22 protein-coding genes are annotated in these 23,789 nt (G+C 61.4%); 15 read left to right on the top strand and 7 right to left on the bottom strand.

The window, feature by feature from the left end:
• Positions 1-87: 87 nt before the first annotated feature.
• Positions 88-969, top strand: a complete 882-nt coding sequence (locus tag QMZ29_RS06055) for a LysR family transcriptional regulator (RefSeq protein WP_043143290.1) — start codon at positions 88-90, stop codon at positions 967-969.
• Here QMZ29_RS06055 and QMZ29_RS06050 read toward each other — a convergent pair.
• Positions 966-1,997 (bottom strand): Mal regulon transcriptional regulator MalI, encoded by a 1,032-nt coding sequence (locus QMZ29_RS06050; RefSeq protein WP_147823743.1) that lies wholly within the window; start codon positions 1,995-1,997, stop codon positions 966-968. The two genes, QMZ29_RS06055 and QMZ29_RS06050, sit on opposite strands and share 4 nt — an antisense overlap.
• 223 nt (positions 1,998-2,220) lie before the next feature.
• Between QMZ29_RS06050 and malX the strand changes: the two genes are divergently transcribed.
• Positions 2,221-3,840: a maltose/glucose-specific PTS transporter subunit IIBC gene (malX, locus tag QMZ29_RS06045; protein ID WP_025302694.1), complete on the top strand. Its 1,620-nt coding sequence runs from the start codon at positions 2,221-2,223 to the stop codon at positions 3,838-3,840.
• Positions 3,833-5,014 (top strand): MalY/PatB family protein, encoded by a 1,182-nt coding sequence (locus QMZ29_RS06040; RefSeq protein WP_025302693.1) that lies wholly within the window; start codon positions 3,833-3,835, stop codon positions 5,012-5,014. Before malX ends, QMZ29_RS06040 begins: the two co-directional genes overlap by 8 nt.
• A 32-nt stretch (positions 5,015-5,046) precedes the next feature.
• On the opposite strand, the gene QMZ29_RS06035 is transcribed toward QMZ29_RS06040, so the two are convergent.
• Entirely contained in the window at positions 5,047-5,415 is a 369-nt protein-coding gene (locus QMZ29_RS06035; RefSeq protein ID WP_141969061.1) for an NUDIX hydrolase, read from the bottom strand.
• Positions 5,412-6,008 (bottom strand): NUDIX hydrolase, encoded by a 597-nt coding sequence (locus QMZ29_RS06030; protein ID WP_141969063.1) that lies wholly within the window; start codon positions 6,006-6,008, stop codon positions 5,412-5,414. The genes QMZ29_RS06035 and QMZ29_RS06030 overlap by 4 nt, the downstream gene beginning before the upstream one ends.
• A 97-nt stretch (positions 6,009-6,105) precedes the next feature.
• On the opposite strand from QMZ29_RS06030, the gene QMZ29_RS06025 reads away from it, so the two are divergent.
• The 3 genes from QMZ29_RS06025 to QMZ29_RS06015 all read left to right on the top strand — a co-directional run bounded on the left by QMZ29_RS06025 (position 6,106) and on the right by QMZ29_RS06015 (position 8,652).
• Positions 6,106-6,861 carry a DeoR/GlpR family DNA-binding transcription regulator gene (locus QMZ29_RS06025; protein WP_049201919.1) on the top strand — a complete coding sequence of 252 codons (756 nt, stop codon included), beginning with the start codon at positions 6,106-6,108 and terminating at the stop codon, positions 6,859-6,861.
• A gap of 136 nt (positions 6,862-6,997) precedes the next feature.
• On the top strand, positions 6,998-7,996 hold the full coding sequence (add, locus tag QMZ29_RS06020; protein ID WP_016927887.1) for an adenosine deaminase: 999 nt from the start codon (positions 6,998-7,000) through the stop codon (positions 7,994-7,996).
• Positions 7,997-8,106: 110 nt separating this feature from the next.
• A complete protein-coding gene (locus QMZ29_RS06015) occupies positions 8,107-8,652 on the top strand; it encodes an AAA family ATPase (RefSeq protein ID WP_261425854.1) in 546 nt (181 codons plus the stop codon).
• Between the two features lie 11 nt (positions 8,653-8,663).
• Here QMZ29_RS06015 and QMZ29_RS06010 read toward each other — a convergent pair whose 3' ends face one another.
• A complete protein-coding gene (locus tag QMZ29_RS06010; protein ID WP_033640474.1) occupies positions 8,664-9,668 on the bottom strand; it encodes a bile acid:sodium symporter family protein in 1,005 nt (334 codons plus the stop codon).
• 72 nt (positions 9,669-9,740) lie between these two features.
• Positions 9,741-10,781: an oxidoreductase gene (locus QMZ29_RS06005; RefSeq protein WP_025302687.1), complete on the bottom strand. Its 1,041-nt coding sequence runs from the start codon at positions 10,779-10,781 to the stop codon at positions 9,741-9,743.
• 222 nt (positions 10,782-11,003) lie between these two features.
• Between QMZ29_RS06005 and QMZ29_RS06000 the strand changes: the two genes are divergently transcribed.
• The 4 genes from QMZ29_RS06000 (at position 11,004) to rsxC (ending at position 15,020) form a co-directional block, all read left to right on the top strand.
• Positions 11,004-11,444 carry a DUF2569 domain-containing protein gene (locus QMZ29_RS06000; protein ID WP_043143301.1) on the top strand — a complete coding sequence of 147 codons (441 nt, stop codon included), beginning with the start codon at positions 11,004-11,006 and terminating at the stop codon, positions 11,442-11,444.
• A 135-nt stretch (positions 11,445-11,579) separates the two neighbouring features.
• A complete protein-coding gene (gene rsxA, locus QMZ29_RS05995) occupies positions 11,580-12,161 on the top strand; it encodes an electron transport complex subunit RsxA (protein WP_004938443.1) in 582 nt (193 codons plus the stop codon).
• Complete coding sequence (rsxB, locus tag QMZ29_RS05990) at positions 12,161-12,733, top strand: electron transport complex subunit RsxB (RefSeq protein WP_004938428.1); 573 nt, start codon at positions 12,161-12,163, stop codon at positions 12,731-12,733. Before rsxA ends, rsxB begins: the two co-directional genes overlap by 1 nt.
• Positions 12,726-15,020 (top strand): electron transport complex subunit RsxC, encoded by a 2,295-nt coding sequence (gene rsxC, locus QMZ29_RS05985; protein WP_283003010.1) that lies wholly within the window; start codon positions 12,726-12,728, stop codon positions 15,018-15,020. The genes rsxB and rsxC overlap by 8 nt, the downstream gene beginning before the upstream one ends.
• 33 nt (positions 15,021-15,053) lie before the next feature.
• Here the strand turns inward: rsxC and QMZ29_RS05980 are convergent, their stop codons facing one another.
• Positions 15,054-15,947 carry a helix-turn-helix domain-containing protein gene (locus QMZ29_RS05980; RefSeq protein WP_025302685.1) on the bottom strand — a complete coding sequence of 298 codons (894 nt, stop codon included), beginning with the start codon at positions 15,945-15,947 and terminating at the stop codon, positions 15,054-15,056.
• A 366-nt stretch (positions 15,948-16,313) separates the two neighbouring features.
• On the opposite strand from QMZ29_RS05980, the gene rsxD reads away from it, so the two are divergent.
• The 5 genes from rsxD to dtpA all read left to right on the top strand — a co-directional run bounded on the left by rsxD (position 16,314) and on the right by dtpA (position 21,493).
• The gene (gene rsxD, locus QMZ29_RS05975; RefSeq protein ID WP_261425851.1) at positions 16,314-17,399 is read left to right on the top strand and encodes an electron transport complex subunit RsxD; all 1,086 of its coding nucleotides are present in this window, start codon (positions 16,314-16,316) and stop codon (positions 17,397-17,399) included.
• Between the two features lie 9 nt (positions 17,400-17,408).
• On the top strand, positions 17,409-18,038 hold the full coding sequence (gene rsxG, locus QMZ29_RS05970) for an electron transport complex subunit RsxG (protein ID WP_261425849.1): 630 nt from the start codon (positions 17,409-17,411) through the stop codon (positions 18,036-18,038).
• Positions 18,035-18,733 carry an electron transport complex subunit E gene (locus QMZ29_RS05965; protein WP_038873082.1) on the top strand — a complete coding sequence of 233 codons (699 nt, stop codon included), beginning with the start codon at positions 18,035-18,037 and terminating at the stop codon, positions 18,731-18,733. Before rsxG ends, QMZ29_RS05965 begins: the two co-directional genes overlap by 4 nt.
• Positions 18,733-19,374, top strand: coding sequence for an endonuclease III (gene nth, locus QMZ29_RS05960; RefSeq protein WP_019455952.1), 642 nt, complete (start codon positions 18,733-18,735; stop codon positions 19,372-19,374). Before QMZ29_RS05965 ends, nth begins: the two co-directional genes overlap by 1 nt.
• A 604-nt stretch (positions 19,375-19,978) precedes the next feature.
• On the top strand, positions 19,979-21,493 hold the full coding sequence (gene dtpA / locus QMZ29_RS05955) for a dipeptide/tripeptide permease DtpA (RefSeq protein WP_025302681.1): 1,515 nt from the start codon (positions 19,979-19,981) through the stop codon (positions 21,491-21,493).
• A 76-nt stretch (positions 21,494-21,569) separates the two neighbouring features.
• Here dtpA and QMZ29_RS05950 read toward each other — a convergent pair whose 3' ends face one another.
• On the bottom strand, positions 21,570-23,663 hold the full coding sequence (locus QMZ29_RS05950; RefSeq protein ID WP_261425845.1) for a prolyl oligopeptidase family serine peptidase: 2,094 nt from the start codon (positions 23,661-23,663) through the stop codon (positions 21,570-21,572).
• Positions 23,664-23,789: the final 126 nt, after the last annotated feature.

The raw sequence follows: 23,789 nt of genomic DNA, 5'->3' as shown, positions 1-23,789 counted from the left end.
AGCCGCGCCAAATATCGGATTTTGCCGCCGGGTTGACAAGCGATAATAATTTCAGCCAGCATAAAGAAAAACTTATGGCTATCGACAATGCGCAATCGACTTCCCCTCAACGCCCTGCGGGCGTTCGAATCCTCCGCCCGCCACCTGAACTTCACCCGCGCCGGCCTGGAGCTGCGGGTGACCCAGGCCGCCATCAGCCAACAGGTGCGCATGCTGGAAGAACAGCTGGGCATCCAGCTGTTCCGCCGCCTGCCGCGCGGGCTCGATTTGACCGAAGAGGGTCAGGCGCTGCTGCCGGTGTTGAGCGACGCCTTCGACAGCATTGAGGCGGTGCTGCAGCAGTTCGAAGGCGGGCATTTCCACGAGGTGCTGACGGTGGCGGTGGTCGGCACCTTCGCCGTCGGCTGGCTGATGCCGAGGCTGGCGGCGTTCCGCACGGCGCACCCGTTTATCGATCTGCGGGTGCTAACCCACAACAATCTGGTCAATCTGTCGGCCGACGGTATGGATTTCGCCATCCGCTTCGGCGAAGGCCTCTGGCCCGCCACCTGCAATATTAAGCTGTTCGACGCGCCGCTGACGGTGCTCTGCCCGCCGACGGTCGCCGCGCGCCTGAGCACGCCGCAGGATCTGCAGCACGAGCAGCTGATGCGCACCTACCGCAAGGATGAATGGGAGCGCTGGTTCACGGCGGCGCAGGTGACGCCGTGGCGGATCAACGGCCCGGTGTTCGACTCGTCAAGGCTGATGGTGGAAGGCGCGATCCAGTGCGATGGCGTGGCGCTGGCGCCGGTCAGCATGTTCCGCCGCGAACTGGCCGCCGGCGCGCTGCAAAGGCCGTTTGCCACCGAGGCCGCGCTCGGCGCCTATTGGCTGACCCATTTGAAGTCGCGGGATCTGACGCCGGCGATGAAAACCTTTATCGGTTGGATCCGCCGGGAGGCGGAAGAGGAGCAGCGGCGGGACTAGGCGGAGCCGCGCCGGATCAGCGTCGGCGGCAGAATGACGTTCTGCGCCGGCAGGTCGGCGTCACCGATACGCTGCAGCAGGCGCGCAGCGGCGCTGCGCCCCACTTCCCGCGCCGAGCTGGAGACGAAGGTCAGCGGCGGTTCGGTCAGCTCGGCCTCCGGCACGTCGCCGAAACCGATCAGCGCTACCTGCCGACCGTAGTAGGCGTCGACCCCGTCCGAGCCGATGCTGCGGCCGCTGCGCGTCAGGCCAAAATAGGCGCCGAGCGCGACCGACGCCTTGTGGCAAACGATGGCGGTAATGTTCGGGTAGTGGCGCAGCAGCTGTTCCGCCGCTTCCGCCGCCTCACGCTGCCGGCAATCACACTCGACGATCCATTCGCTGCGAAACGGCAGACCGTACTGTACCAGCGTGGCGCAAAATCCGCCCAGCCGCTCGGCGCGCGTCAATGAGTCGCTCTGGCCGCCGAGGTAAGCAATTTGGCTGTGGCCGCGTTTGATCAAAAATTCGGTGGCCAGCTTGGCGGCCTGCATATTGTCCGGCCGCACCACGTCCACGCCCTCGAGACCGCTGGAGCGCGCCACGCACACCAGCGGCACGCTCTGCTCGGCCGCCTTTTCCTTCAGGCCCGCCGCCGCGCGGATGCCGCCCGCCAGCACGATGCCGTCAACGCCCTGCGCCAGCAGCGCGTCAAACGCCCGCTGCAAGCCTTGGCCATCGCGCCCGCTCTGGGTTAAAAACAGCAGCTTGTCGTGCGCCTCCAGCGCCTCGCTCAGCCCGGCGGTCATTTCGGCATAGAAGGGTTCGCAGATGTCGCGCAGAATAAGGCCAATCACTCCGGACTCCGCACCGCGCAGCGTCGCCGCCTGGCGATTGCGCACATAACCCAGCTGCTCTATCGCCTGATTGACCTTCTCGACGGTGGTCGGCGAAATGCGCCCCTTGCCGCTCAACACCAGGGAAACCGTGGTGACCGACACGCCCGCCTGCTGCGCCACATCGGTGATGGTGATTTTTTTGATGCTCATAGTCTCTGCGAACCCGTTCCTGGGCAACCCGCGCCGTAATGATCAAGGGTATACCGAATCCGTTAGCTCAGTAAAACGTTTTACTGCCTGCCGCATTGTCGCCAAAAACCGGGCGGCAGATTTGTGATTGGCGGCGCATTTTTGCTAGGTAAAACGTTTTATCTTCTTTTTACCTAATCAGAAGTCCCCTTTTTGCTCGTCTTTTCGCCAGGAGAAGTCGGTTATGTCAGCAGCCAACAAACCCAAAATCACCCTCTGGGAGTTCTTCCAGAGCCTGGGCAAAACCTTCATGTTGCCCGTCGCCTTGCTCTCTTTCTGCGGCATCATGCTGGGGATCGGCAGCTCGCTGAGCAGCCGCGACGTGATCACCCTGATGCCGTTTATCGGCCACCCGATCTTCCAGCTGATCTTTACCTGGATGAGCAAGGTAGGCTCCTTCGCCTTCAGCTTCCTGCCGGTGATGTTCGCCATCGCCATTCCACTGGGCATGGCGCGTGAGAACAAAGGCGTCGCCGCTTTCTCCGGCTTCGTCGGCTTCGCCGTGCTGAATCTGGGCACCAACTTCTACCTGACCGCCGCCGGCGTGCTGCCCACCAGCGATCCGCTGGTGCTGAAAGCCAACAATATCCAGAACATCCTCGGCATTCAGTCGATCGATACCGGTATCCTCGGCGCGGTGATCGTCGGCATCATCGTCTATCGCCTGCATGAACGCTTCCACACCATCCGCCTGCCGGACGCACTGGCGTTCTTCGGCGGCACGCGCTTCGTACCGATCGTCACCACCGTGGTGCTGGGCCTGTGCGGCCTGGTGATCCCGCTGATCTGGCCGTGGTTCGCCGCCGGCATCACCGGGCTGGGCTGGGTGATCAACAGCGCCGGCGCCTTTGGCCCGATGCTGTTCGGCACCGGCGAACGCTTGCTGCTGCCGTTCGGCCTGCAGCACATTCTGGTGGCGCTGATCCGCTTTACCGAGGCGGGCGGTACCATGGAGGTGTGCGGCCACAGCGTCAGCGGTGCCTTGACCATCTTCCAGGCGCAGCTCTCCTGCCCAACCACCACCGGCTTCGCCGAGAGCGCCACCCGCTTCCTGTCGCAGGGTAAAATGCCGGCGTTTCTCGGCGGCCTGCCGGGCGCGGCGCTGGCGATGTACCACTGCGCCAAGCCGGAGAACCGTCATAAAATCAAAGGGCTGTTGATTTCCGGCGTGGTGGCCTGCGTGGTTGGTGGCACCACCGAGCCGATCGAGTTCCTGTTCCTGTTCGTCGCGCCGTTCCTGTATCTGATCCACGCGCTGCTCACCGGGTTGGGCTTTACCGTGATGGCGCTGCTGGGCGTGACCATCGGCAACACCGACGGCAACATCATCGACTTCGTGGTGTTCGGCATTCTGCACGGCACCGCCACCAAGTGGTATCTGGTGCCGGTGGTGGCCGCCGTCTGGTTCGTCGGCTATTACGCCATTTTCCGCTTCGCCATCCAGCGTTTTAACATCAAAACGCCGGGCCGTGAGAGCGACAGCGCCGTCAGCCAAAGCGCGCCGAGCGGCGCGGTGGGCAAATCCGGCTACAACGTGCCGGCGATTCTGGCGGCGCTCGGCGGCCCGGGCAACATTATCACGCTGGACAACTGCATCACCCGCCTGCGCCTGTCGGTCAACGACATGAGTCAGGTGGACGACGCGGCGCTGAAGGCCCACCGCGCCATCGGCGTGGTGCATCTCAACGACCATAATCTGCAGGTGGTGATCGGTCCGCAGGTGCAATCGGTGAAGGATGAATTAGACTCACTGATAGCCACGGCGCAACCTGCCGCGGCGCTGCAGGGAGCCACCCATGTTTGATTTCTCCACCCCGATCGACCGCCACGGCACCTGGTGCACCCAGTGGGACTATATCGCCGATCGTTTCGGCAGCGACGACCTGCTGCCGTTCACCATCTCCGATATGGATTTCGCCACCGCGCCGTGCATTCTCGAGGCGTTGCAGCAGCGCCTGCAGCACGGCGTGCTGGGCTACAGCCGCTGGCAGCATGAGGATTTTCTCGGCGCGCTGCGCCACTGGTATCAGCAACGCTTCAACACCGCTATCGACACCGCAACGGCGGTGTACGGCCCTTCCGTTATCTACATGGCGGCGCAGCTGATCCGCCAATGGTCCATACCGGGCGACTATGTGGTGACCCATACCCCGGCCTATGACGCCTTCTACAAGGTGATCCTCGCCAACCAGCGCCAGCTGCTGGCCTGCCCGCTGCACAAGGCCGGCGACGACTGGCGCTGCGACATGGCGCATCTCGAAGCGCTGCTGGCGCGGCCGCAGACCAAGATCCTGTTGCTGTGCAGCCCGCATAACCCCACCGGCAAAGTGTGGCGCCGCGACGAGCTGCAGCAGATGGCCGAACTGTGCGAGCGCCATGACGTGCGCGTGATCAGCGATGAAATCCACATGGACATGGTCTGGGGTGAACACCGCCATACGCCGTGGAGCCAGGTGGCGAGCGGCGCCTGGGCCTTGCTGACCTCCGGCTCCAAGAGTTTCAACATTCCGGCACTGACCGGCGCCTACGGCTTTATCAGTGACGACGCCAGCCGCGAAGCCTATTTCCAGCAGCTCAAAGCCCGCGATGGCCTCTCCTCGCCGGCGGTGCTGGCGGTGGCGGCGCACGTGGCCGCCTACCGCCACGGCGAACCCTGGCTGGACGCCCTGCGCGACTACCTGCAGGATAATCTGACCTACGTCGCCGAGCGGCTGGAGCAGGCGTTTCCCGCGCTGGGCTGGCGCCCGCCGCAGGCCACCTACCTGGCCTGGATCGATCTGCGGCCGCTGGCCGTTGACGATCGGGCGCTGCAGCAGGTGCTGATCGAGCGTGAAAAGGTGGCGATCATGCCGGGCTTTACCTACGGCGAGGAGGGCCGCGGGTTCCTGCGCCTCAACGTCGGCTGCCCGCGCAGCAAGCTGGAGGCCGGCATGGACAAGCTGATCGCCGGATTGAGGTTGGTGCTGGACGAGCAATAGCGCGACGGGGCGAGCCTCTGCCCGCCCCTGCGTTACGCCTGAACAGACGGGATCTCCTCCAGACGACGATAAACCGTCAATCCCCACTCGTTGGCCAGCCGCACGTCGTTATCGGCCCCCGCAGACGCCCCTTCGATGCGATACACTGCCTGACACTGCGCAATCAGCCGATGCGCCACCGGGTAAAGAAACGCCTCGCTCACCGCATCGCCAACCTGAGTGGAGCCCGCCGCCGCCGCCAAAGGCAGCGCCAGCCACTCGCCGATCACCGGCACGTGCCCCCGCTGGTAAACCGCCAACGCCGCCTGTTCCAGGCGCGCCAGATTGGCGGCGATACGCTGCGGATCGCCATCGGTGCCGCTGCGATAGGGACCGGCGATCAAGATTTGTTGTGCTTTCATCGTTCTTCCTCCAACGTCCGGTTCAAGGCGACAAACTGCAGCAGCATGATGGTCTTGGCATCAACGATCGTGCCCTGGCGAATCGCCTGCAGGGCTTGCGCCAGCGGCAGCTCGAGCACCTCCAGATCCTCCCCCTCAGCCGCCACCCCGCCGCCCTCGTTGATGCGATCGCCCGCCTGATATTCGCCGACGAAAAAGTGCAGCTTCTCGGTGACCGAGCCTGGGCTCATGTAGGCTTCGAACACCTTTTCCACGCTCTGCACGAAATAGCCGGTTTCTTCTTCCGCTTCGGCGCGAATGCGCGCCTCCGGCGACGCGTTGTCCAGCAACCCGGCGGCAGCCTCAATCAACATGCCGTCATGGCCGTTGACGAAGACCGGAAAACGGAACTGGCGCGTCAGAATCACCGTTTGCGCCTGCCGGTTGAACAGCAAAATGACCGCGCCATCACCGCGATCGTAGGTCTCGCGACTTTGCCGCTGCCAGACGCCGTCGCGCCGCAGAAAATCAAAGGTGGTTTTTTTCAGCAGGTACCAGTCATCGGACAACACCCGGGTTTCGACAATGCGAACCCTGTCTTTGGTGGCTATCATCGGTTTACTCCGCCAGAGGAAGGAAATTGATACTATCGTGCAGTTTCGTGTATGATCAAGATATTTCGTGCAAACCAAATTTGAGAGGAAAATGGCCATGTTGACCAGCCAGCGCAAGAAAATCATTCTGGAAAAACTGGCTCAGGACGGCCAGGTATTGGCCAAGCAGCTCAGCGAAATGTTCGGGCTGTCGGAAGATACTGTCCGGCGCGATTTGCGCGAACTGGACGCCGAGGGGTTGCTGCAGCGGGTGCATGGCGGCGCCCTGCCGGTTTCTTCCGCCATTGCCAGCTTTGCCGAACGCAATCAGTTGGAATCCGGCGCCAAACGCGCGATCGCCAAAGCGGCAGCTGCGCTGATCGCCCCCGGCCAGGTAGTGATTATCGACGGTGGCACCACCTCTGCAGAGCTGGTCAGGCAGTTGCCGCTCAACCTGAACGCCACCATCGTCACCCACAGCCCCAGCGTCGCCGTGGGCCTGGTCGATCACCCCACGGTCGAGGTGATTCTGATCGGTGGCCGGCTGTACAAGCATTCGATCGTCAGCGTCGGCGCCGCCGCGGTGGAAGCGATGTCGCATATTCGCGCCGATCTCTATTTTATGGGCGTGACCGGCGTGCACCCCACTGCAGGGCTGAGTACCGGCGATCTGGAAGAGGCCTACATCAAACGCGCGCTGGCGGCCCGCGCGGCGGAAACCGTGGTGCTGGCCTCCGCCGCCAAGCTTAACGCCGCCTCGCAGTATGCGATCGGTGACATTACGCTGGCGCATACCATCATCGTTGAACGCGCCACCGACGACGCATTGATCGCGCCGTTGCAGCAGGCGGGCGTCAGCGTGTTGAAAGCCTGATTCACGACGATAATGCGATACACCTCGCATTATTTGTGATGTAAGTCACTTTTTTATGCAACGAGATGGCAAGTTTCATTCATTTGTTTTTATACTGTTCTGCACTTTACCTACGATAAATTAGCGAGTGCCCAGCATGATCGATCCCCGCCTACCGCTTACCGACATTCACCGCCATCTCGACGGCAACATCCGCGCGCAGACCATTCTCGACCTCGGTCGCCAGTTCAATCTCGCCCTGCCGGCCAATGATTTGGAGAGCCTGCGCCCGCACGTGCAGATCACCCATGCCGAACCGGACCTGGTCAGCTTCCTGCAGAAACTGGACTGGGGCGTGGCGGTGCTGGGCGATCTGGACGCCTGCCGCCGGGTGGCTTACGAAAACGTCGAGGACGCCGCCAACGCCGGCCTGCACTACGCCGAGCTGCGTTTTTCCCCTTACTACATGGCGATGAAGCATCAGTTGCCGGTCGCCGGCGTGGTGGAAGCGGTGATCGACGGGATCCGCTCGGGCTGCCGCGATCGCGACATCGACATTCGCCTGATCGGCATCATGAGCCGCACCTTTGGCGAGGCCGCCTGTCTGCAAGAGCTGGAAGGATTGCTGGCGCACCGCGACGGCATTACCGCGCTGGACTTGGCGGGCGATGAGCTGGGCTTCCCCGGTAGCCTGTTCCTCAGCCACTTCAACCGCGCGCGCGACGCCGGCCTGCGCATCACCGTGCACGCGGGCGAAGCCGCCGGCCCGGAAAGCATCTGGCAGGCGATCCGCGAGCTGGGCGCCGAACGTATCGGCCACGGGGTGAAAGCGGTCGAAGATCCAGCGCTGATGGACTTCCTGGCGGAACACGGCATCGGCATCGAGTCCTGCCTGACCTCCAACATCCAGACCAGCACCGTGCCGTCGCTGGCGCAGCATCCGCTGGCCACTTTCCTGCGCCACGGCGTGCTGGCGTCGATCAACACCGACGATCCGGCGGTTCAGGGCATCGAGATCGAGCATGAATACCGCGTCGCCGCGCCGCAGGCCGGGCTGACGCCGGAAGAAATCCGCACCGCTCAGGAAAATGGCCTGAAGCTGGCTTTCCTCAGCGAACAGGAAAAACAGGCACTGCGCGCCAAAGTGCAGGGCTAAATCTCCCAAGGCGCCAAACGGCGCCTTCTTCTCATCCCCCGTTTTCTTCCGCCTGCTCGTCTTTATCGCTGTTTTCACCCCATCACTCTGTGGCAAGAGAGGAATTCCGTATGTCTGACAAACTACGCCGCATCGTGCTGACCGGCGGCCCGGGTTCGGGCAAAAGCACGCTCATCGACGTTCTTCATCGCCGTGGTTACCCGCACTCCTTGGAGGCGGGCCGGGCGATTATTCAGCATCAGGTGAATATTGGGGGTAATGCGCTACCGTGGGGCGATCGTCAGGCCTTCGCCGAGCGGATGCTCGATTGGGAACTGCATTCATGGCGCGAAGCGACGGGTGCAACATGTTGGTTCTTCGATCGCGGCCTGCCGGATATCGCCGGGTATCTCACGCTGTGCGGGCTGCCGATCCCCGCGCATTTGACGGCGGCGATCGGCACCTTCCGCTATGCCGAAAGGGTGTTCATCGCCCCGCCGTGGCAAGCGATCTATGCGCAGGACAGCGAAAGAAAGCAATCTTTCGCCGAAGCCGAGCTGACCTACCGGGCGATGGTGGCCGTCTATCGCCGCTATGGCTATCAGCTGCAAGAACTGCCGCGCGCCTCACCGGACGAGCGCGCCGACTTTCTGCTCGACGCGCTGGGCCGCCGTTAGCGGTCTGCGGCCTATTTGGCCGCCAGCGCCTCCGCCTCGGCCCGCTGTTTGGCGGTTTTACGCGCATAGCGCTGCGCCAGCACCGCGCACACCATCAGTTGCACCTGGTGGAAAATCATCAGCGGCAGCACCATCGCGCCCACCGCCGCGGCCGGGAACAGCACGTTGGCCATCGGGATGCCGTTCGCCAGGCTCTTTTTCGAGCCGCAGAAGACGATGGTGATTTCATCGGCGGTGTTAAAGCCCAGCCAGCGCGCCGCGTAGGTGTTGATCACCAGCACCACCGTCAGCAGCACCAGCGACATCACCAGGATGGTCAGCAGCGACCAGCCGTCGATGCGATGCCAAATCCCTTCCACCACCGCCGCACTGAACGCGGTATACACCACCAGCAGGATCGACGAACGGTCGGTCAGGTTGATCAGTTTGCGATGGCGATCGATCCACTTGCCGATCAATGGCCGCGCCAGGTGGCCGATCACGAACGGCACCATCAATTGCAAAATGATCGAACCGATGGCGTGCAGCACGTCGGTATTGCCGCCCTGAGTATGCATCAACGCCCCCACCAGCAGCGGCGACAGGAACACGCCGAGAATGCTCGATGCCGAGGCGCTGCAGATCGCCGCCGCCACGTTGCCGCCCGCCGCCGACGTAAAGGCGATGGCCGATTGCACCGTGGCCGGCAGCGCGCACAGGTAGAGGAAGCCGAGATAGACCGTCGGCGTCATGATGCCCGGCACCAGCAAGTTCATCGCCAGCCCGAGCAGCGGGAACAGCGCAAAGGTGCTGAGGAACACCAGCAGGTGCAGCTTCCAGTGACTCATGCCGGCGATGATCGCCTCGCGCGACAGCTTGGCGCCGTGCATAAAGAACAGCAGCGCGATGGCGGCGGTGGTCAGGTGTTCAAAGAAGGTTTTCCAGATGCCTTCGCAGGGGAACAGCGAGGCGACGATCACCACCAAAATCAGAACCAGCAAAAATTTATCAATGCGCAAACGCTGCAACCAGGACATGAAACGGATTTCCTTGCACGTAAAGTCGTAAAAAGGCCCGACGTTGCGCCGGGCACAGAGGAATGAACGGGATCAGACCACCGGCAGCGCCTGCTGCAGCCGGGCCGATTCCAACCCCAGTTCGATCAATGCCATTACCGCGATGGCGTCGGCGGCCGGCACCGGATTTTCGCCTATGCCGGCAATCGCGTCGCGCACCGCCGCGTAATAAGCCGGGTAGTTGCCGGGAATATTGAGCAGCGGTTTCTCAGCCAGCAGATCGTCACGTGACAGCGTCACTACACCGTCGCGCATGTCATAGCCCCAGTCGGCCTGTGGCAGGCGCTCACCGGCCTTCAGTCGGTCTTCCTGCGGATCCAGGCCATATTTGACATAGCTGCCACGGGTGCCGTGCACCACGTAGCGCGGGCTCTCTGCCGCAGCCAGCATGCTGGCGTGCAGCACCACACGGCGATCGCCATAGCTCAGCAGCGCGTGGAAATAGTCCACCGCCTGCGCCCCCGGCCGCAGCTCACCCAGATCGACAAACAGCCGTTCGGGTTTGCCGAAGAGTTGCAGCGCCTGATCGAGCAGATGCGGTCCCAAATCGAACCAGATACCGCTGCCGACGCCGCCCTGTTCACGCCAGCGCTGGCGCACCTGCGGCCGATAGCGATCGAAATGTGACTCGAAATACACCACCTCGCCCAGCGAACCGTCGTTTAACAGCGCTTTAAGGGTGAGGAAATCGCTGTCCCAGCGGCGGTTGTGGAACACCGACAGCAATAAACCACTCTGCTGTGCCTGCTGTTGCAGCGCCTGCGCTTGTGACAATGTAACGGTAAACGGTTTATCCACCACCACGTGCTTGCCGGCGGCCAACGCCTGCTGTGCCAGCGGGAAATGGGTATCGTTGGGGGTAGGAATGACGATCAGATCGAGGGCCGGATCGGCGAACAGCGCCTGCGCACCACCCACCACCGTCATCGACGGCCAGTCGGCGTGCACTTTGCCGGCATCGCTGCTGGAGACGGCGGCCAGCTCCAGCCCCGGCGTACCGGCAATCAGCGGCGCATGAAAGGTTTTGCCGGCGTAGCCGTAACCGACCAGCCCGACACGAATTTTCTCAGCCATGGGATTTCCTCTTGCTGGCTCACGACAGACCCTTTCGATTTGACACCATGCGGCCGGATGGAACAAGAAGTAAATGAGATGTTAATTCGAAGCGAGGCCGGCGTAGCCAAACGTGCGGCCCGGCGTCGCGATGCCGAGCTATCCGGTTGATAGAGATGACGAAGCCTATATTACCCGCTAAGCTATGCCGCCTGTGATCCCCGTTTCAATCAGGAAGCCTTTATGTCTCAAGCTGAATACACTCGTATCGGCGGTTGGTTGCTGGCCCCGCTGGCCTATCTGATCGTCATCCTGCTCAGCGCCAGCCTGATGCTGCTCCTGTACGCCATGGCGATCTTCATGCCCGAGTCGCGCGACTATCTGTTGACCAACGCCCAGGCATTTACCCTGCAATGGTACTTTTCGGTGCTGACCACGCTTTTGATGTGGGGCTTCACCCTGTGGCTGGTGTTTCTGTTTTGCCAGCGCTCGCAGCGCTTCCCCAAACTGTTCTTGTTATGGCTGCTGATCACGGTAATTCTGGCGGTGAAAGCCTTCGCCTTCGCGCCGGTGCCGGATGAAGTGGCGGTGCGCAGCCTCGGCTGGCCGCTGCTGATGGCGGCGCTGCTGGTGCCTTACATCAAGCGCTCGCAGCGGGTCAAAGGGACCTTTACCGAACGTTAAAGGGAGTTGCAGCACGTTTTATTGGGTGATTTGTGTAAATTTTCACCAAAAAAGGCAATACCCCTGCGATTCATATGTTGTCGTCCGGCCGCCGATTCCCGATAATAGGCGGCTTTTATTTTTTTAGGCATCGCAATGACCGAATACCTGCTCCTGTTTGTCGGCACCGTACTGGTGAACAACTTCGTTCTGGTGAAGTTTCTTGGCCTGTGCCCGTTCCTCGGCGTTTCCAAGAAGCTGGAAAGCGCCATCGGCATGGGAATGGCCACCACCTTCGTTATGACGCTGGCCTCCGTCAGCGCCTGGGTGATCAACACCTTTATTCTGGTTCCGCTGGATCTGGTGTATCTGCGCACGCTCTCCTTCATTCTGGTGATCGCCGTCGTCGTTCAGTTCACCGAGATGGTGGTGCGCAAGACCAGCCCGGCACTCTACCGCCTGCTGGGCATCTTCCTGCCGCTGATCACCACCAACTGTGCGGTGCTGGGCGTAGCGTTGCTTAACGTCAACCTCGGCTATAACTTCCTGCAGTCCGCCGTTTACGGCTTCAGCGCCGCCGCCGGTTTCTCGCTGGTGATGGTGCTGTTCGCCGCCATTCGCGAACGTCTGGCGGTCGCCGACGTCCCGGCGCCGTTCCGCGGCTCCTCGATCGCGCTGATCACCGCCGGGCTGATGTCGCTGGCCTTTATGGGCTTTACCGGGCTGGTGAAATTCTAATGACTGCGTTGTGGATAGCTATCGCGGCTTTAAGCGCGCTCGGGCTGCTGTTCGGACTGGTGCTGGGTTACGCCGCGCGCCGTTTTGAGGTGGAAGAGGATCCGGTCGCCGAGCAGGTCGACGCAATCCTGCCGCAGAGCCAGTGCGGCCAGTGCGGCTACCCCGGCTGTCGCCCCTATGCCGAGGCAGTGGCCAACGGCGAGATGATCAACAAATGCGCGCCAGGCGGCGAACAGGTGATGCTGAAACTGGCGGAGCTGCTCAACGTAGAGCCGCAGCCGCTGGGTAGCGAAGCCGCCGCCGAGCCGGAGCGTAAGGTGGCCTATATCGACGAGGCCAACTGCATCGGTTGCACCAAGTGCATTCAGGCCTGCCCGGTGGACGCCATCGTCGGCGCCACCCGCGCCATGCATACCGTCATTACCGACCTCTGTACCGGCTGCGATCTGTGCGTCGCCCCTTGCCCTACCGACTGTATTGAAATGAGACCGGTCGCTACCACCACCGCCAACTGGAAGTGGGACATGAAGACGATCCCGGTGCAAGTGATCCACGTGGAGCAACATGCTTAATCTGTTCGCCGCCTTTAAAAAAGACCGGATCTGGGATTTCGACGGCGGGATCCATCCACCGGAAATGAAAACGCAGTCCAGCGGTGCGCCGCTGCGTATCGCTCCCCTGCCCAAGACCTTTATCATTCCGCTGCAGCAGCATCTGGGGCCGGAAGGCGAGCTGTGCGTCAACGCCGGCGATCGGGTGTTGAAAGGCCAACCGCTGACCGTCGGCCGCGGCCGCACCGTGCCGGTGCATGCCCCGACCTCGGGCACCGTCAGCGCCATTACGCCGCACATCACCGCTCACCCGTCCGGGCTGACGGAGCTGTGCGTGATTATCGAGGCGGACGGGGAAGACCGCTGGTGCGAGCGCGATCCGGTTGCGGACTACCGTCAATCCCCCGTCGCGGAACTGATTCAACGTATTCATCAGGCCGGCATCGCCGGTCTGGGCGGCGCTGGCTTCCCGACCGCCAGCAAACTGCAAGGCGGCATGAGCGGCGTGGAAACGCTGATCCTCAACGCCGCCGAGTGTGAGCCTTACATCACCGCTGACGACCGCCTGATGCAGGAACATGCCGATCAGATCATTGAAGGCACGCAGATCCTGCAACACATTCTGCAACCCAAGCTCACGCTGATCGGCATCGAAGACAACAAACCGGAGGCGATCGCGGCGCTGAAACAGGCGCTGCGCGGCCAAACCGGCATTGCGCTGCGCGTCATCCCGACCAAATACCCGTCCGGCGGCGCCAAGCAGCTGACCAAAATTTTGACCGGCAAGGAAGTGCCGCACGGCAAACACTCCTCCGCTATCGGCGTATTGATGCAAAACGTCGGCACCGCCTTCGCCATCAAGCGAGCGATCGTCGACGGCGAACCGCTGATTGAGCGCGTAGTGACCCTGACCGGCGAGGCGATCGAGCGCCCCGGTAACCTGTGGGCGCGCATCGGCACGCCGGTGCAGCACCTGCTTGACTTCACCGGTTTCCGCCCGCAGGCGCAGCAGATGGTGGTCATGGGCGGCCCGCTGATGGGCTTCACCCTGCCCGCGCTGAACGTGCCAATCGTCAAGATCAGCAACTGCATTCTGGCGCCGACGGTCGATGAAATGACGCCGCAGGAACCCGAGCAATCCTGCATCCGCTGCGGCCTGTGCGTGGACGCTTGCCCCGCCGGGCTGCTGCCGCAACAGCTGTACTGGTTCAGCCGCGGGCAGGAGCACGACAAGGCACGTAACCACAACCTGTTCGATTGCATCGAATGCGGCGCCTGCGCGTTCGTCTGCCCCAGCAACATTCCGCTGGTGCAGTACTACCGTCAGGAAAAGGCCGAAATCAAGGCTATCGATCTGGAGGCGGCGCGCACCGCCGAGGCCAAGGCCCGTTTCGAAGCCAAGCAGGCCCGTCTGGAGCGCGAGAAACTGGCGCGCGAAGAGCGACATAAAAAGGCCGCCGTGAAACTGACCGACGACGATCAGGGCGCGGTGCAGGCCGCGCTGGCGCGCGTACGCAGCAAGAATGCCGAAGCGGCGGTTACGCCGGTCGACGGCCAGCAGCCGGACAACAGCGAGATGATCGCTGCCCGCGAAGCACGTAAAGCGCAGGCGCGCGAACGACGTGCCCAGCTGGCTGCCGAGGTGGAAACGAAAGCACCGCCGGCGGCCACCGGCGACGACGCGCGTAAAGCCGCCGTGGCCGCGGCGCTGGCCCGCGTGAAAGCGCGTAAAGAAGCGCCGGCCGCAACAGAGGACGATCCGCGGAAAGCGGCCGTTGCTGCCGCCTTGGCGCGCGTGAAGGCCAAAAAAGCGGAGCAACAATCTGACGCCCCTGCAGCGGCGGAACCGGCTCCGGCTGCCGCCGAGGAAGACCCGCGCAAAGCCGCGGTGGCAGCGGCTATCGCCCGCGCCAAAGCCAAGAAAGCCGCGCAGCAGGCGGATGCTCCTGCAGCGGCGGAACCGGCTCCGGCTGCCGTCGAGGAAGACCCGCGCAAGGCCGCGGTTGCCGCGGCACTGGCACGTGTAAAAGCCAAGAAAGCCGCGCAACAGGCGGATGCTCCTGCAGCGGCGGAACCGGCTCCGGCTGCCGTCGAGGAAGACCCGCGCAAAGCAGCGGTTGCCGCGGCACTGGCACGTGTAAAAGCCAAGAAAGCCGCGCAGCAGGCGGATGCTCCTGCAGCGGCGGAACCGGCTCCGGCTGCCGCCGAGGAAGACCCGCGCAAGGCGGCGGTGGCAGCGGCTATCGCCCGCGCCAAAGCCAAAAAAGCCGCCAGGGAATCGCTGACGGCGGAAACGGAAGACAAATAATGACAGCGGCGCCTGGCCGCCCCCGGGTGCCGTTTAATCGATAGAAATCAGGTAGGTGTAATCCACTTCAATCTGGCGCAGTTTGGACTCGGGGTTCCACTCTTTGGTTTGAATGATCTCCATTTCCATACTGCCGCGCACCTCATCCTTCAGCCCCGGCATCACATGCGACATCAGGTAGCCGAAAAACTGCAGACACTCTTTCGCCGTGCCCTTATGGTTGATGGAGATAAACTCGCGGCTCGGCAGATGGAAGGTGTCGATCTGATGGTTGGAAAGAATATCCTTTTTGTGTTCAGGATCGACCGCCATCACCAACGTGGACGAGAGCTCGTCGCCCTCCCCGGCATGAGGAGAATAAATGCTGTAAATTCGCCGACAGTCAACGTGCAACCCCTTGAAGAAGTCGTTGAAAATCTCGTCCTTCATCGCCATGCAGGAAGAATATTCCAGCTCCTGTTCGGAGGCGAAATCCAACCGACGCGTGAAACCGACCAACTGCATGTCGGGCAGCGTCAACCGCTTCACTTCCGGATAATAACCGGCACCGTAGCTGGCTTCGAAGTTAAAGCGCGGCATCAGGTTTTTCACGTCCCAGTGCGCCATCGAGCGGTAGCGATTGGGCGTGGTGCCGAAGCGCTGCTTGAACATGCGGGTGAAGGTCTGCTGTGAATCGAAGCCCAGCTCATCGGAAATGTCGATGATGGAGCGGCGAGTAATGCGCAGCGCCACCGCGGCGCGCGTCAGGATGCGCGAACGGATATAGGTGGCGAGTTGAATGCCGGTAATACGCTTGAATTTACGCTGCAGATGCCACTTGGAATAGCCCGAAATACGCGCGACTTCATCCAGGTTTGGCCGTTTCTCCAGATGTATCTCCACCCACTCAATTAGCTCTTCAATAAAAAAAATGTCTTCATTTGTCATTATTATGGATTCACTGACTCAATAATGTTCGCGATAGTAACCTACACGGATTATGTGAAAGTTGTTATTTTGTGCGGAAATCTGGAGAAAAATGATATCTCATTCAGACGCTTAACCCATTTTCCGCGGTCGATGGCGGCACAAGTTCCACTGACAATTCCTCACGTTAGCCCATTTACCGTCCAAAAAAAAATCAAATCGCGCCGTCCCGATCGCCAGATGTGCGGAAAGCCGAATACCCCTACCATTAAGGCGTATTACCCTCGCATCGAATCAGGTAGAATGCTCGGCTATTATTTTTTGCCGCGCCCGCAATTCGGCGCATCGAAAGTGCCGCAGGCGCGGCGCAGAAGGTATCGTTACTCTATGAAGTTCAGGCCGGTATCACCCACAGCCGCCAAAGGCTTACACATCGCCAGCTCGCCTTTCACCCACAACCAGCAAAGCACCAGCCGCATTATGCTGTGGGTGATGTTGGCGTGCATTCCCGGCATCGCGGCGCAGATTTGGTTTTTCGGCTACGGCGTGCTGATCCAGGTGGCGCTGGCGGCGATCGTCGCGCTGGCCGCGGAAGGCGCGATCCTCAGGCTGCGCAAGCTGCCGGTGCGCAGCCGGCTGGCGGATAACTCCGCCCTGCTGACCGCGCTGCTGCTCGGCATCAGCCTGCCGCCGCTCGCGCCGTGGTGGATGATCGTCATCGGCACCTTCTTCGCCATCGTTATCGCCAAACAGCTGTATGGCGGCCTTGGGCAAAACCCGTTCAACCCGGCGATGGTCGGTTACGTGGTGCTGCTGATCTCCTTCCCGGTGCAGATGACCAGCTGGCTGCCGCCGGATGAGCTGCGCGCCACTGCGCTGTCGCTCCACGACACGCTGCTGACCATTTTCAGTGGCCATACCTCGCAAGGCGCGACGCTGCACGAACTGCAGATGGGCGTGGACGGCATCAGCCAGGCCACGCCGCTCGACGGCTTCAAAACCGGCCTGCGCAGCGGCCACAGCGTGGAACAGGTGTTGCAGCAGCCGCTGTTCGGCGGCGCCCTGGCCGGCATCGGCTGGCAGTGGGTCAACCTCGGCTTCTTGGCCGGTGGTCTGTTTATGCTGGCGCGCCGCCTGATCCATTGGCAGATCCCGTTCAGCATGTTGGCCGCCATCGCTTTCTGTTCCGGTCTGGCCTGGTGGCTCGATCCGGCGCATCAGGCTTCGCCGCTGATCCACCTGTTCTCCGGCGCCAGCATGCTGGGCGCGTTCTTCATCGCCACCGACCCGGTCAGCGCCTCCACTACGCCGAAGGGCCGTTTGATCTACGGCGCGCTGATCGGCGTGCTGGTGTGGCTGATCCGCGTCTATGGCGGCTATCCTGACGGGGTGGCCTTCGCCGTGCTGCTCGCCAATATCACCGTCCCGTTAATCGACCACTACACGCAGCCGCGCGTGTACGGCCATCGCTAAGGAGCCGCCATGCTGAATTCCATGAGAAAGCACGGCACCACGCTGGCGGTGTTTGCGGCAGTCACCACCGGCCTGACCGCCGTGGTCTATGCCCTGACGAAAACCACCATCGCCCATCAGGCGGCGCTGCAGCAAAAAGCGCTGCTCGATCAGGTGGTACCGCCGGAAAACTACGACAACATCATGCAGAACGAGTGCTTCCTGGTCAGCGACCCGGCGCTCGGCGACGGCGCGCCGCACCGTTTGTACCTGGCGCGCAAAAACGGGCAACCGACCGCCGGCGCGCTGGAAACCACCGCGCCGGACGGCTACTCCGGCGCCATCAAACTGCTGGTCGGCGCCGATTTCAACGGCACGGTGCTCGGCACCCGCGTGATTGAGCACCACGAAACCCCGGGGCTGGGTGACAAAATTGAACTACGCATTTCCGACTGGATTTCTTTCTTCAGCGGCAAGAAAATCGAAGGCCCTGACGATAAGCGCTGGGCGGTGAAGAAAGACGGCGGTATGTTCGACCAGTTCACCGGCGCGACCATCACCCCGCGTGCGGTGGTCAATGCGGTGCGCCGTACGGCGTTGTATATGGAAACGCTGCCGCCTAAACTTGAAAGCTTACCTGCGTGTGGAGCCAGCGAATGAGTGAAGCCAAAGAATTGATCGTCCAGGGGTTGTGGAAAAATAACTCCGCCCTGGTGCAGCTGCTGGGCATGTGTCCGTTGCTGGCGGTGACGTCCACCGTCACCAACGCGCTGGGCCTGGGGCTGGCCACCACGCTGGTGCTGACGCTGACCAACGCCTCCATCTCCGCGGTGCGCCGCTGGGTGCCGAGCGAGGTGCGTATTCCTATCTACGTGATGATCATCGCCGCGGTGGTGAGCATCGTGCAGATGCTGATCAACGCCTATGCCTTCGGCCTGTATCAGTCGCTCGGCATCTTTATTCCATTGATCGTGACCAACTGCATCGTGGTGGGCCGCGCCGAAGCGGTGGCCGCCAAGAAGCCGGTCGGCCTCTCGGCGCTGGACGGCATGGCCATCGGCCTCGGCGCTACCGGCGTGATGGTGACGCTGGGCTCGATGCGCGAACTGTTGGGTAACGGCACGTTGTTCGACGGCGCCGATCAGCTGCTGGGCGGCTGGGCCAAGTCGCTGCGCATCGAAGTCGTGCATTTCGACAGCCCGTTTCTGCTGGCGATGCTGCCGCCGGGTGCCTTTATCGGCCTGGGGCTGCTGCTGGCGGTCAAATATCTGATCGACGAAAAAATGAAGGCGCGCAAAGCCCGCGCCGTGGCAGTGGAACCGCTGTTGGAACAAGGACGTGCTGAGAAGGCCTGATGAACAAGCAGAAGCGACTGGAAATTCTGACCCGGCTGCGCGACAACAACCCGCATCCGACCACCGAGCTGGTGTACACCACGCCATTTGAACTGCTGATTGCGGTGCTGCTGTCTGCGCAGGCCACCGACGTAAGCGTCAACAAGGCGACCGCCAAGCTGTACCCGGTCGCCAACACCCCCGCCGCCATGCTGGCGCTGGGGGTTGATGGCGTCAAGGAGTACATCAAGACCATCGGTCTGTTCAACAGCAAGGCCGAAAACGTGATCAAGACCTGCCGCATGCTGCTGGAGCTGCACGGCGGCGAAGTACCGGAGGATCGCGCCGCGCTGGAAGCACTACCGGGCGTCGGCCGCAAGACCGCCAACGTGGTGCTCAATACTGCCTTCGGCTGGGCGACCATCGCCGTCGACACCCATATCTTCCGGGTGTGCAATCGCACCCACTTCGCGCCGGGCAAGAACGTCGATCAGGTGGAAGAGAAGCTGTTGAAGGTGGTGCCCGCCGAATTCAAGGTCGATTGCCACCACTGGCTGATCCTGCACGGGCGCTACACCTGCATCGCGCGTAAACCGCGCTGCGGTTCCTGCATTATCGAAGACCTGTGCGAGTATAAAGAAAAGGTTTATCCGGAATCCTGAGCCTGTTGGGTGCGGCAAACCGCACCCGTCGCTTCATCTCTCCCCGCCAGCGCCTCTTTTTTATCGGAAATGTGATATCGCGCAGCAGTAACCCCGGTGTTATCGCGGTTTTCAGTGAAAAACTCAGTGCCGTGTTATTTTCAAGCGAAAAATTAGTCGAAAATTGCGGTGAACGTCACGCTTTCAGGATCACAAGGCGTTCACAAATGCCAGCCCCGTTTTCTTAAATTTCTATAATTTTACAAAATGCGTCATATGCACAACATTCCAATGGATTAATAACCACACATACACTGATGCGCTAAAAAATAGCAATTCAGCAGAATATATCACTGTTTAAAATCCGTATAGCTTTTAATCAAAACAAAAAATCGGCAAATCATTAAAACCCGAAAGTTAATACTGCATAACATTTGCAACATCGCAGCATAATCCTGCGAGCGTTAAATGTAACCGAATATGACAAACTGCTTGCCACGTTGACAAAGATAGTGAACATTAACCGCCGTCCCCATCCTATAACAACGCAAAAGGATGCCGTTCCGCATCAACTTTTGTACTTTCCCGTCCTCCAAAGACGGGCTGCGAAAAAACAGAGGTACCAGTGTCAACAGCAAACAACCAACACCCGGAGAGCGTTAGCCTTAACGCGTTCAAACAACCGAAAGCGTTCTATCTGATCTTCTCGATCGAACTGTGGGAGCGTTTCGGCTATTACGGCCTGCAGGGCATCATGGCGGTTTATCTGGTCAAGATGCTCGGCATGAGCGAAGCCGACTCCATCACCCTGTTCTCTTCCTTCAGCGCCCTGGTATACGGCTTCGTCGCCATCGGCGGCTGGCTGGGCGACAAGGTGCTGGGTGCCAAACGCGTGATCGTGCTCGGCGCACTGGTGCTGGCCGCCGGTTACGCCATGGTGGCCTACTCCGGCCACGACATCTTCTGGGTCTACATGGGTATGGCGACCATCGCCGTGGGCAGCGGCCTGTTCAAGGCTAACCCGTCCTCCCTACTGTCCACCTGCTATGAGAAAGACGATCCGCGTCTCGACGGCGCCTTCACCATGTACTACATGTCGGTGAACATCGGTTCCTTCTTCTCCATGCTGGCCACCCCGTGGCTGGCAGCGAAATACGGCTGGAGCGTGGCGTTCTCCCTGAGCGTGGTCGGCATGCTGATCACCCTGGTCAACTTTATGATGTGCCACAAGTGGGTGAAGGAAAACGGCTCCAAGCCTGACTTCAAGCCGCTGCATCTGCCGAAACTGCTGATGGTGCTGGTCGGCATCGTGGCGTTGATCGCCGTGTCCAGCTGGCTGCTGCACAACCAGGTGATCGCGCGCTGGGCGCTGGCCCTCGTTTCCGCCGGCATCGTGCTGGTGTTCGCCAAGGAAACCTTCGCCCTGCACGGCGCCGCACGCCGCAAGATGATCGTCGCCTTCCTGTTGATGCTGGAAGCGGTGGTGTTCTTCGTGCTGTACAGCCAAATGCCAACCTCACTGAACTTCTTCGCCATCCACAACGTGGAACACAGCATCTTCGGCATCGCCTTCGAGCCTGAGCAGTATCAGGCGCTGAACCCATTCTGGATCATGCTCGCCAGCCCGATTCTGGCCGCGCTGTATAACAAAATGGGCGATCGCCTGCCGATGCCGCACAAGTTCGCTTTCGGTATGATCCTGTGCTCCTGCGCCTTCCTGGTGCTGCCATGGGGCGCCAGCTTCGCCAACGAACAGGGCATTGTGTCGGTCAACTGGCTGATCCTGAGCTACGCGCTGCAGAGCATCGGTGAGCTGATGATTTCCGGCCTGGGTCTGGCGATGGTGGCACAGCTGGTGCCGCAGCGTCTGATGGGCTTCATCATGGGTTCCTGGTTCCTGACCACCGCCGCCGCCGCGCTGATCGCCGGTAAGGTTGCCGGTCTGACCGCCGTCCCAAGCGACATCAACGACGCGCACGCTTCGCTGGCCATCTACAGCCATGTGTTTATGCAAATCGGCATCGTCACCGCCGTCATTGCTATCCTGATGATGCTGACCGCGCCGAAACTGTACCGCATGACGCTGGATACCACCGAAGACGCCAATCAGAAAGCGCAGGAAGCCACCGCGGCTCACTGATCGTCGGCAGATTGGGCGTAAATAAAAACACCGAGGTTAACGCCCCGGTGTTTTTTTATGCCCGCAATAAACGGGTTTACGCTGATTTGGGTTTATCGCTCAGGTTGGCCCACATGAATTCGCTTACCAGTGCGCTGTGGAATGCCGCCTGTTGCTTGTCGGCGGCGGCGCTGTGCCCGCCTTCGGTATTTTCATAGAAATAAGCCTGCTGATACCCCATCGCCTGCATGCGCGCCGCCATTTTGCGCGCGTGGGCCGGGTTGACCCGATCGTCGCTGGTCGCGGTATAGAACAACACCGGCGGATAGGCCGTCTGCGTCTGAATGTTGTGGTACGGCGAGAAGGTCTTGATGTAGGCCCACTCCTCCGGCTTGCTCGGGTCACCGTATTCGGCGATCCACGACGCGCCGGCGGAAAGCTGCGTATAGCGCTGCATGTCCAGCAGCGGCACTTCGCAGACGATGCAGCCGAACAGCTGCGGATACAACGTCAGCATATTGCCCACCAGCAGGCCGCCGTTGCTGCCGCCGCGCGCACCGAGATGCGGCGCCGAGGTCACCTGGCGTGCGATGAGATCTTCGGCCACGGCGGCGAAATCCTCGTAGGCGCGATGGCGGTTCTGCTTGAGCGCGGCCTGGTGCCAGGCCGGGCCGTATTCGCCGCCGCCGCGGATGTTGGCCACCACGTATACCCCACCGCGTTCCAGCCAGGCCGGCGCCTTGCCGCCGAGATAGCCCGGCAACAGCGGCACTTCAAACCCGCCGTAGCCATACAGCAGCGTCGGCGTGCTGCCGTCCGGTTTGAGATCTTTGGCGGCAATCTGGAAATACGGCACGCGGGTGCCGTCCTTGGAGCGCGCAAAATGCTGGCTCACTTGGTAGCCTGACGCGTCAAAATCCTGCGGCGCTTGTTTCAGCAGCGTCGCCTCACCGCCATCGAGGTTGCCCATATACAGCGAGGTCGGTTGCAGGAATCCGCTGACCGTCAGGAAATAGGCGTTGCTCTCTTCGTCGATGCCGCCGGCGGAGATGGTGCTGATGGCGCCGGGGTTGCCCAGCGGACGACGTTGCCAGCTGCCGCCCTGCGGCGTCAGCACTTCCAGACGGTTGACCACGTTATCCATGATACTGAGGATCAGATGATCGCGGGTACCGCTGTAGCCGCTCAGCGCCTGCTCCGCCGTTGGGGTAAACAGCAGTTGCAGCTCGCGCTTACCCGCCAGATAGTCATCGAAGTTGGCCGCCAGCAGCGCGCCGGACGGATAGCGCTTGCCGCCCACCTCCCAGTCGCTGCTCGGTTTGATCAGCAGCCATTCCCGATGCGTATCCAGCTCGGCGTCGGCCGGGATATCGATTTTTTTCTGCCGGCCGTCCTGCATCAGCAAGAAATAGTCGCGGCGGTAGAAGTCCAGGCTGCGGCCGACGAAATCGCGCTCAAAACCCGGCGTGCGGTCGTGATAGGCGAAGACCGCCATGTCCTCGGGCTGCGCTTCGTACAGCGTTTCGGCGGCGCTCAGCGGCGTGCCGCGCCGCCAGCGCTTGGCGATGCGCGCGTAGCCGGACTGGGTCATCGAGCCGGGGCCGAAATCGGTGGCGATGAACAGCGTATCCCGATCGACCCAGGAGACCCGACTTTTCGCCACCGGTACATTAAAACCGTCTTTGACGAAGCGTTTGGCCACCAGATCGAATTCGCGGATCTCGGTGGCGTCACCGCCGTCCGGCGACAGCTGCATCAGGCAATAACGGTATTCCGGCGCCAGCGATTGCGAGCCCTGATAGACCCAATCCTTGCCCTCCGCTTTGCCCAACGCATCGATATCCAGCACCGTCTCCCAGGCCGGTTTGGCCTTGCGGTACTCGTCCAGCGTGGTGCGCCGCAGCAGGCCGCGCGGGTTGGCCCGATCCTGCCAGAAGTTGTAATAGTACTCGCCGCGTTTGCTCACCCACGGGATTTGGGTGTCTTTATTAAGGATATCCAGGACTTCGCGCTCAATGCGCTGAAAGTCTTCGCCCTGGCCGAAACGCGCCACGGTGCGCTGATTTTCCTGCTGCACCCATTGCAGCGCTTTTTTACCCTGCAGCTCCTCCAGCCACAGGAAGTCATCGCCGGCGGCCGCGCCGCCCTCCGCCGCCATCGCCAGGCGGATACTGTTAGGTAATGAAGTCATCGCGAATACGGCTCCTGCGGTTTGCGCACTGAGTCTAATGAACTGACGTCGATTGGTGACCGGCAAAATCAAGCTCCTTTTGAGTCGGCTACAACGCCGCCCCGTCATGGGCGACAGCCTGTGAAA

Origin of the sequence: Serratia sp. PF-27, from assembly GCF_030053255.1 — a bacterium.
Lineage (GTDB): Bacteria > Pseudomonadota > Gammaproteobacteria > Enterobacterales > Enterobacteriaceae > Serratia > Serratia bockelmannii.
This window is presented reverse-complemented; position numbering and strand designations above follow the sequence as displayed.